Below are 8,139 nucleotides of genomic sequence, written 5' to 3'. Positions count from 1 at the left end.
GACCTGTTCGTGTTTCCCTCGCTCTCCGAGACCTGGGGCAACGTCATCACCGAAGCCATGGCCAGCGGCCTGGCGGTGGTGGCGTTTCGTCATGCCGCGAGCGCCGAGCTGATCAACAGTGGCGACAACGGCATCAACCTCGACCCCGGCGACGCCACCGGCTTCCAGCAGGCCGCCGCCGAGCTGTGCCAGCACCCCGCCGACTACGCCCGCCTGGGGCGCCTGGCGCGGCTGACCGTGCTCGAGCGCAGCTGGGTCGGTATCGCCGAGCAGTTCAAGCGCCACCTGAACAACGCCCTGGAGGCTCACCATGCGCTCTCGCCCGCTTGTCGTATTCGATCGCCTTGATACCTGGGAGTGGCGCTTTTGCCAGCGCGTCACTCGTCTATCGCTGTTTCCCGCCTGGCGCATCACCTTGCAAATCGCCAGCCGCCTGGGCGACTGGCCGGTGTGGGTGCTGCTGATCGCCGCCCAGCCCTGGCTCGGCCCAGGTGGCGAGCGGCGCGTGCTCCAGTACGGCGCCATTGCACTGGTGGCGCTGACGGCCTATCGGCTGGTCAAGACGCGGCTGTGCCGCGAGCGCCCGTTCATCACGTATCTAGGCGGCGTGCATTGCGGCGAACCGGCTCGCGATCGCTACAGTTTTCCCAGCGGCCATACCATGCACGCGGTGATGTTCAGCGTACTGGTGGCGGCGCATACGCCCTGGCTGCTGGTGGTGATCCTGCCGCTGAGCGCCCTGATCGCCATCTCACGGGTGGGCCTTGGCCTGCACTACGCAAGCGACGTGCTGGCCGGTGCGGCGATGGGCTATGGCTTTGCGCTTCTGGGCCTCTACGTGATGGCGCCGATGCTGGGCGGCTGATCCATAGCGCTTTCAAACAAAAACCGCTACGGTTAATTCACTCCGAGGGGCACTTGGCGTCTGGTGCCGTCCCGCAACCGCTGCTCATCAAGGAGTGATGACATGACCATGACCGTGGGTGAACTCTTCGTCGCGCTGGTGCTGATCGCCCTGGCGCTTCTGCTCAGCAACGCGATTCGCCTGCTTCTGCCCTGGCTGCGCCGACTGTTTCTACCCAGCTCCGTCATCGCCGGACTTCTGCTCCTGCTGCTGGGTCCCGAGGTGATCGGGCGCTTCACCCCAACGCTTTTCGAGGAGAGCCCCGGGCTCTTTCCGGCCTATGTGCAGGAGAGCTGGTCGGCGCTGCCGGGGCTTCTGATCAACGTGGTGTTCGCGGCACTGTTCATCGGCAAGGCCATTCCCGGTATCAGGACCATCTGGCTGCGCGCAGGCCCCCAAGTGGTGGTCGGCCAGACCATGGCCTGGGGACAGTACGTGGTGGGGCTGACGCTTGCGCTACTGGTACTGGCGCCGGTGTTCGGCATGAACCCGATGGCGGGGGCGCTGATCGAGATCGGCTTCGAGGGCGGCCACGGCACCGCCGCGGGCATGGCGGACACCTTCGCCGACCTGGGCTTTGCCGAAGGCGCCGATTTGGCGCTGGGCCTGGCCACGGTGGGCATCGTCTCCGGCGTGCTGATCGGCACGATCATGATCAACATCGCCGCCCGGCGTGGCGTCGTCACGCTGAGCAAGGAGGAAGAGGTGCCGGACGACACCCTGCGCGACGACGAGCGCCCCTCCACCGAGGAGTTCAGCGAGTTCAAGAAGGACCTGACCCAGGAGGCCGGCACCACCGACCCCTTGAGCCTGCACATCGGCCTGGTGGGCATCGCCATCGTCATCGGCTGGCTGCTTCTTTCCGGGCTGCAGTGGATCGAGCAGGTCACCTGGGCCAGCGACGGCGGGCTCGAGATCCTCGCCCACGTGCCGCTGTTTCCCATCGCCATGATCGGCGGGGTGATCGTGCAACTGGTCATCATGCGCTTCGGCCTCGAGCACCACGTCTCGACGCGCACCATGTCGCGCATCGCGGGAACGGCGCTCGATTTCACCATCGTCGCGGCACTGGCGACGCTGTCGCTGACCACGCTGAGCGACTACTTCCTGCCCTTTCTGCTGCTCTCCGTGGCAGGCATCGCCTGGGGGCTGTTCGTGCTGATCGTCATCGCCCCGCGCGTGATTCCGCACCACTGGTTCGAGCGTGGCATCGGCGACTTCGGCCAATCCATGGGGGTGACGGTCACCGGGCTTCTGCTGATGCGCATGGCCGACCCCAAGAACGAGTCCGGGGCGCTGGAAAGCTTCGGCTACAAGCAGCTGATGTTCGAGCCCGTGGTCGGCGGGGGGCTGTTCACCGCGGCGGCGCTGCCCTTGATCGCCGAGTTCGGCGCACTGGCCGTTTTGATCTTCACGGCGCTTTTGACATTTGGCTGGCTCGCTTTCGGACTTCTGTACTTTGGGCGCATGGTGCCAAGGCGGGGCAAGGGACGCTGGCAGGGTAGTCAATGACGCTGCCCCGAAACGATAAACGCCCGCGACGGCGGGCGTTTGAAAAATCGTTGATGAGAAAGGGCTGCGGGGGTTGCGCTCGCTTTTCGCAGAACGCATGATCGAGACGTTACTTCAAATCGGGCGGGATATCGTCGAGGTCTTCCGGCGTCGTGAAGGATGTCTTGAACATCATGTAGACGCCCACACCTGAAAAACCTAAAAACAAGATAAACATGACGAACATTAATACCATTGCCATGACGTTGGTCCCTGAGTGGGCGGCTTCTCGTTGACGTTTTATAGCCGCTGAATGTGGTGTATCCCAGAGGATAGACTAAAACCCAGGTGCCATCTGTATAAAGTTCTGCACAGATAATCCTCTCGCGCCCCACATATACAAATTTTGTATAAATATCAAAAACTTATGGCGCCAATAGAAACGCAAAAAAGCCACCTCGGTTTCCCGAGATGACCCGTTTGCATCGCCGCCGCTCCCTAGCCATGATGTCGACGCCGCCTTGCGCCGTTGAGAGTGAGCAGGCCAATGTCCTTTGAAATCCGTTTCCCGTTGGCGTCCTGCCATCCGTGTATATCGCTAGCCTGCTCAAACCGGTGATGAAGTCACTGACTTGCTGCGGTGGCTCTTGAACTTGATGATGCAGGGGGCGGGCCAAAACTCCCCATAAAAGAAAAAAACATTAATTATCATATGCATGAAGAAACCAGAAAAACCTGAAGGGCGCGCTATTTACAAGCCTGCAAGGGCGCTCGACTGTATAGAAATGGCACATGCGACATTAGCTCTCGCCCGCCCTGCCAACTTGACTCAGCCATTGGCAAAGTTCGCTTCACACCGCTACCTTGTTGAGGCGGCATTAATTTAGCAACGTCGCAATCACTCAGTGTGCCGTACACCACTCTGCAACGGATAAAGGGATTTCATCATGAGCGAGAAGACTCACACGTGGTCGAGCATTTCGACCCGAGGGGCACATCGAATCATCGAGACGACCGTGGCAGCAGCCAGACAGCGCGATTTTCCCGTTTCGATCGCGGTGGTAGATCGCGGCGGATGGCTGGTGGAGTTCCACCGCATGGATGGCGCCGTGGCGGGCGGCGTGAACGGTGCCATCGAGAAGGCGATCTCGGCGGCCAAGTTCGAGGAGCCGCTGACCAAGTTCTCCAGGATGGCCGCGAAAGAGCAGGACTACATCGGCAACATGCCGGGACTGATCCCGCTGGGCGGCGCCGAGCCTCTGAAGGTCGACGGCCATAGCGTGGGGGCGGTCGCGGTTTCCGGCGCCTACGAGGCGCTGGAGCAGGAACTGGCGGAAGTCGCCGTGGCCGCGTTCGAGGAGTTTTGACATGGCCAACGTTCGCGGAGTCGAGCACGTCGGCATGACGGTGCCCAACATGGAAGAGGCGGAAGCGTTCTTCATGAATGCGTTCGACGCCGAGGTCCTCTACCGGGTGCTGCCCAAGTCCGCCGACGACCAGTCCGGCGAGGAAGTGGGCGCCATCAACGGCATGCCCGAGGACAACGCCCAGCGCGCCATTTCGATGCTGCGCATGGGCGGTGGCGCCAACCTGGAGCTTTTCGAGGTCTCCAGGCCGACCGGCGAGCCCGCGCGAATCTGCTCGCTGGGCTTGACCCACTTCTCCATCGTCGTCGACGATATCGAGGCGGCGGGGCGCGCGGCGAAGGCCGCCGGCGCCACGATGTTCGATGGCCCCCAGGACTGCTTCGACGCCGAAAGCGGCCCGGGCAACAAGCTGTGGTTCTTCCACACCCCCTGGGGCACCCTGGTGGAGATGCTTCAACTACCTTCCGAGATGACCTACCGTGAGGGCGCCACCAAGACCCGCTTCATCCCGTCCCAGGAGGCGTAAGCGCCTTCCGGCAGCAACCAACCCTCCTGCAGACGCACACGAGGCGCCGGCAATGCCGGCGCCTTTTTGCGTGCGGGCGGCGATAAATTCCTCTTACCAAAGCGCACATTGCTGGCTAAAGTAAGGACAGGGCAGCCGGCGTCCTTCCACCGTGCCGCGCGACTTCTCTCGCTTGACGCTCACTACAGGTACTCGCCAATGAAACGCTCGATCGCTTTGGGTTTTGCGCTGTTGATGACTCTTCTCATGCTAAGCGGCTGCAATACGTTCCAGGGAATGGGACGCGATATCGAGCAGGGAGGCAGAGTCGTTCAGGACGCGGCAGAGGACTGATGCTGACCCACGTCTATCTCTCCCACGGCCTCGAAAGCGGCCCCCAGGCGCTCAAGGTACAGGCGCTCAAGGGTGTGGTGGAGAAGTGCGACGATTGCGAGGCGGTGGTGATGGACTACCGCGACCAGCCGAGCCACCAGGCGCGCTTCGAGCATCTGGTGGCGACTCTAAAGGCGCGCGGCGACGACCCCGACCGCTGCGTCATGGCAGGGTCGAGTCTGGGCGGTTTCTTGAGCGCGGCGCTGAGCCAGCGCCACCCGGTCCGGGGCTGTTTCCTGCTCGCTCCGGCGCTGGGCATGCCGGACTACCCGGAAACGACGGTCACGATCAGAGCCCGGCATACGCATATCATTCACGGCTGGCGCGACGACGTGGTGGCCTGCGAGCCGGTCATCGAGCACGCCCGCCGCCAGCGGCTATCGCTTCGCATGGTCGACGACGACCACCGCCTGCACGACAGCCTCGAGATCATTCTCGCCGACTTCGAGCGTTTTCTGGCACTGTGCCAGACGCCATGAGCCAGACCCGGGTCTGGCTCATGGCGGTGTCACGCCTCGTCGGCCAGCGCCGGCAGCAGCGTCTTGAGCTTGCGGGTAAGCGTGTTGCGCCCCCACCCCAGCAGTTCGGCGGCTTCGCCCTTGCGTCCGCCGGTATGCTTGAGCGCGGTTTCGATCAGGATGCGCTCGAAATCCGGCACGGCCTCTTCCAGTAGATGGGTATGGCCTTCGGCCAGGGCGTGGTCCGCCCAGCCGCGAAAGGCGGTGCGCCAGTCGCCATGGGTGCCTTCCGGCGAAGCGCCGAGGGTGCGCAGTTCCGGCGGCAGGTCCTCGATCAGGATTTCACGCCCCGACGCCATCACCGTCAGCCAGCGGCAGATGTTCTCGAGCTGGCGCACGTTGCCGGGCCAGGGCAGCTTGGTGAGATGCGTCTCGGCGGCCTGGGTGAGCACCTTGACGTCGGTGGCAAGCTCCTTGGCCGCCTCGGCGAGAAAGTGCCGCGTCAGCCGCGGAATGTCCTCGCGGCGCTCGGCAAGCCGGGGCAGGTGCACGCGAATCACGTTCAGACGGTGGAAGAGATCCTCGCGAAAGCGCCCCTCCGCGACCAGCGATTCCAGGTTCTGGTGGGTGGCGGCGATGATGCGCACGTCCACCTTCACCGAGGTGTGTCCGCCCACCCGGTAGAACTCGCCGTCGGCCAGCACGCGCAGAAGCCGCGTCTGGGTCTCCGCCGGCATGTCACCGATCTCGTCGAGAAACAGCGTTCCGCCGTTGGCCTGCTCGAAGCGGCCCTGACGCTGGGCGCCGGCGCCGGTGAAGGCGCCCTTCTCGTGGCCGAACAGCTCGGATTCGATCAGATCGCGGGGGATCGCCGCCATGTTGAGCGCGATGAACGGCTTGCCCGCCCGCGGGCTGTGCTGGTGTAGCGCCTGGGCAACGCGCTCCTTGCCGGTGCCGGATTCGCCGTTGATCAGCACCGTGATGTGCGAATGCGACAGGCGGCCGATGGCGCGAAACACCTCCTGCATGGCCGGCGCCTCGCCGATGATCTCGGCGTTGAGCCCCTCCGGCACGCTGACCGGGCGCTGGCGTTCGCGGGCGTGGGCCACCGCGCGACGCACCAACGCCAGCGCCTCGTCGACATCGAAGGGCTTGGGCAGGTACTCGAAGGCGCCGCCCTGGTAGGAGGCCACGGCGCTGTCGAGATCCGAATGGGCGGTCATCACGATGACCGGCAGATCCGGATGCGCCTCGCGCACCCGCGACATCAGGTCGAGCCCGTCGATGCCCGGCATGCGGATATCGGTCACCAGCACCTGCGGCGGATCGCTCAGCAGACGCTCGAGGGCCGTATCGGCGCGCTCGATGCACTCGACCTCGAGATCCGGCTGGGCCAGGGCGCGCTCGAGCACCCAGCGAATGGCGCGATCATCGTCGACGATGACCACCCGTGAAACATCGGTTCGTGTCGTCTCGGTCATGTCGCTTCTCCGGCAAGAGGGATGACTAACGGAATCAGTAAACGGAACTCGGTATGCCCCGGGCGCGAGTCGCACTCGATCAGCCCGTGGTGCTGGTGCAGGATCGACTGGGCGATGGAGAGTCCCAGACCGCTGCCCTCGGCGCGCCCGGAGACCATGGGGTAGAACAGCGTCTCGCGCAGCGCCTCGGGGATGCCGGGGCCGTTGTCGATCAGCCCCACTTCGCTGACCAGGCGGTGACGCTCGGCGCCGAGGGTGAACTGGCGCCGGGCGCGGGTGCGCAGCACCAGCTCCGGCGCCTCGGTCGTGGCTTCGGTCATCGCCTGCACGGCGTTGCGCGCCACGTTCAATACCGCCTGGATCATCTGGGCTTCGTCGCCGGAGAGATCCGGCAGGCTGGGGTCGTAGTCGCGGTTGATGGTGACATGGGGATGCTCTGCCAGCAGCAGCGCGCGCACCCGCTCCAGCACCTTGTGGATATTGACCGGCGCGTGCTTGACGATGCGGTTGGGGCCGAGCATGGAATCCACCAGGTCCTTCAGGCGGTCGACCTCCTCGACGATGATACGGGTGTACTCCTGCAGCGCCGGGTCGGCCAGGTCACGCTCGAGCAGCTGGGCGGCGCCGCGAATGCCGCCGAGCGGGTTCTTCACCTCATGGGCCAGGCCCCGGGCCAGCACCTTGATCGTCTCCTGGCGGGTTGTCAGCGCCTCTTCCCGCGAGATCTGCATCAGCCGGTCGCGCGGCTCCACCTCCAGCAGCAGCTCGCTGGGCGACAGCGGCGTGACCGTGTAGTCCACGGTCAGCGGTTCGCCGCTGAGCGACGTGATGCGCGCCTCGCGCTGGGTGTAGGGGTGGAAGGCGTCGCGCGCCTTGGCCAGCACCGTATCGATGCTTTCGCTGCAGCCCAGGAGCGTATCCAGGCTCGAGCCCTGCACGCGGCTGATGCTCACCGCCAGCAGCGCTTCGGCGGCCGGGTTCATCCAGCAGACCCGCAGCTCCCCATCGAGCAGCAGAACCGCCGTGGTGAGGTGTTCGATTAAACGCTGATACATGGCGTGTCCTGAAAAGACATGGCGTGTCCTGAAGGGCCACCGCCATTGGCGTGACGCTTCGTCGCTGGAAGGGAAATTGCAAGAAGCGCGCCAACTGTCCATCGGGCCCGCCCTGCACGGCTTTAAGGCATGCGCGCCCACCCACACGGTGCGCGATGAAGCGCGATAGCCGGTACCGAGGCCTCATGATGCACCAAAAAAGTGCAAGCTAGCGAGCGATGACCTCGATGCTCACCGCTTCGGTGCGATGTTGCACCCGTCCCTGGCCGTCGACCAGTTCCGCCTGCAGGCGGTGGCGGCCACCGGAAAGCCCCGCCAGCCAGAACGCGCTGCTGTGCAGGGCCGATTGGCTGAGCTCACCGTTGACCCGCAGCTGGACACGGTGATCGTCTCGCAGCGGCGGCTCGATGCGCACCTCGACCGGCGTGGTGGCCCCGGCGATCAGCGCCCCGGCGGCGGGGCTTTCGATCACGAAGCGGTCATAG

The 8,139-nt window shown here is 64.5% G+C and carries 9 protein-coding genes and 1 pseudogene; 7 read left to right on the top strand and 3 right to left on the bottom strand.

The annotated features are described in order from the left end of the window. The 7 genes from BIS11_RS06635 to BIS11_RS06605 all read left to right on the top strand — a co-directional run. Positions 1 to 348: glycosyltransferase (locus tag BIS11_RS06635; protein WP_253585847.1), on the top strand; the 348-nt coding region annotated here is incomplete at its 5' end. Next, on the top strand, positions 311 to 865 hold the full coding sequence (locus BIS11_RS06630; protein WP_253424652.1) for a phosphatase PAP2 family protein: 555 nt from the start codon (positions 311 to 313) through the stop codon (positions 863 to 865). The genes BIS11_RS06635 and BIS11_RS06630, both read left to right, overlap by 38 nt. Before the next feature lie 102 nt (positions 866 to 967). Further along, positions 968 to 2,416 (top strand): sodium/glutamate symporter, encoded by a 1,449-nt coding sequence (locus tag BIS11_RS06625; protein ID WP_253424656.1) that lies wholly within the window; start codon positions 968 to 970, stop codon positions 2,414 to 2,416. A gap of 926 nt (positions 2,417 to 3,342) precedes the next feature. Beyond that, positions 3,343 to 3,762 (top strand): heme-binding protein, encoded by a 420-nt coding sequence (locus BIS11_RS06620; RefSeq protein ID WP_253424659.1) that lies wholly within the window; start codon positions 3,343 to 3,345, stop codon positions 3,760 to 3,762. Position 3,763: 1 nt separating this feature from the next. Next, the gene (locus tag BIS11_RS06615; RefSeq protein ID WP_253424662.1) at positions 3,764 to 4,288 is read left to right on the top strand and encodes a VOC family protein; all 525 of its coding nucleotides are present in this window, start codon (positions 3,764 to 3,766) and stop codon (positions 4,286 to 4,288) included. A gap of 198 nt (positions 4,289 to 4,486) precedes the next feature. Next, positions 4,487 to 4,621 carry an entericidin A/B family lipoprotein gene (locus tag BIS11_RS06610; protein ID WP_253424665.1) on the top strand — a complete coding sequence of 45 codons (135 nt, stop codon included), beginning with the start codon at positions 4,487 to 4,489 and terminating at the stop codon, positions 4,619 to 4,621. Next, positions 4,621 to 5,139, top strand: coding sequence for a YqiA/YcfP family alpha/beta fold hydrolase (locus tag BIS11_RS06605; protein ID WP_253585846.1), 519 nt, complete (start codon positions 4,621 to 4,623; stop codon positions 5,137 to 5,139). Before BIS11_RS06610 ends, BIS11_RS06605 begins: the two co-directional genes overlap by 1 nt. A gap of 29 nt (positions 5,140 to 5,168) precedes the next feature. On the opposite strand, the gene ntrC is transcribed toward BIS11_RS06605, so the two are convergent. The 3 genes and pseudogenes from ntrC to BIS11_RS06590 all read right to left on the bottom strand — a co-directional run. Next, positions 5,169 to 6,599, bottom strand: a complete 1,431-nt coding sequence (gene ntrC, locus BIS11_RS06600) for a nitrogen regulation protein NR(I) (RefSeq protein ID WP_227389048.1) — start codon at positions 6,597 to 6,599, stop codon at positions 5,169 to 5,171. Further along, positions 6,596 to 7,654 (bottom strand): nitrogen regulation protein NR(II), encoded by a 1,059-nt coding sequence (glnL, locus tag BIS11_RS06595; RefSeq protein WP_253422692.1) that lies wholly within the window; start codon positions 7,652 to 7,654, stop codon positions 6,596 to 6,598. The genes ntrC and glnL overlap by 4 nt, the downstream gene beginning before the upstream one ends. Positions 7,655 to 7,862: 208 nt before the next feature. Next, positions 7,863 to 8,139 (bottom strand): annotated as a pseudogene (locus tag BIS11_RS06590) (DUF4124 domain-containing protein); the annotation flags it as partial.

This window comes from Halomonas sp. 707D4, assembly GCF_024158685.1.
Classification (GTDB): domain Bacteria; phylum Pseudomonadota; class Gammaproteobacteria; order Pseudomonadales; family Halomonadaceae; genus Vreelandella.
The sequence above is the reverse complement of the archived record's forward strand: the minus strand, read 5'-3'. Positions and strand labels throughout refer to the sequence as shown.

Coding starts and splice junctions, on each gene's coding strand:
- BIS11_RS06630 (WP_253424652.1), top strand. CDS start 311: ATGCGCTCTCGCCCGCTTGTCGTATTCGATCGCCTTGATACCTGGGAG.
- BIS11_RS06625 (WP_253424656.1), top strand. CDS start 968: ATGACCATGACCGTGGGTGAACTCTTCGTCGCGCTGGTGCTGATCGCC.
- BIS11_RS06620 (WP_253424659.1), top strand. CDS start 3,343: ATGAGCGAGAAGACTCACACGTGGTCGAGCATTTCGACCCGAGGGGCA.
- BIS11_RS06615 (WP_253424662.1), top strand. CDS start 3,764: ATGGCCAACGTTCGCGGAGTCGAGCACGTCGGCATGACGGTGCCCAAC.
- BIS11_RS06610 (WP_253424665.1), top strand. CDS start 4,487: ATGAAACGCTCGATCGCTTTGGGTTTTGCGCTGTTGATGACTCTTCTC.
- BIS11_RS06605 (WP_253585846.1), top strand. CDS start 4,621: ATGCTGACCCACGTCTATCTCTCCCACGGCCTCGAAAGCGGCCCCCAG.
- ntrC (WP_227389048.1), bottom strand. CDS start 6,599: ATGACCGAGACGACACGAACCGATGTTTCACGGGTGGTCATCGTCGAC.
- glnL (WP_253422692.1), bottom strand. CDS start 7,654: ATGTATCAGCGTTTAATCGAACACCTCACCACGGCGGTTCTGCTGCTC.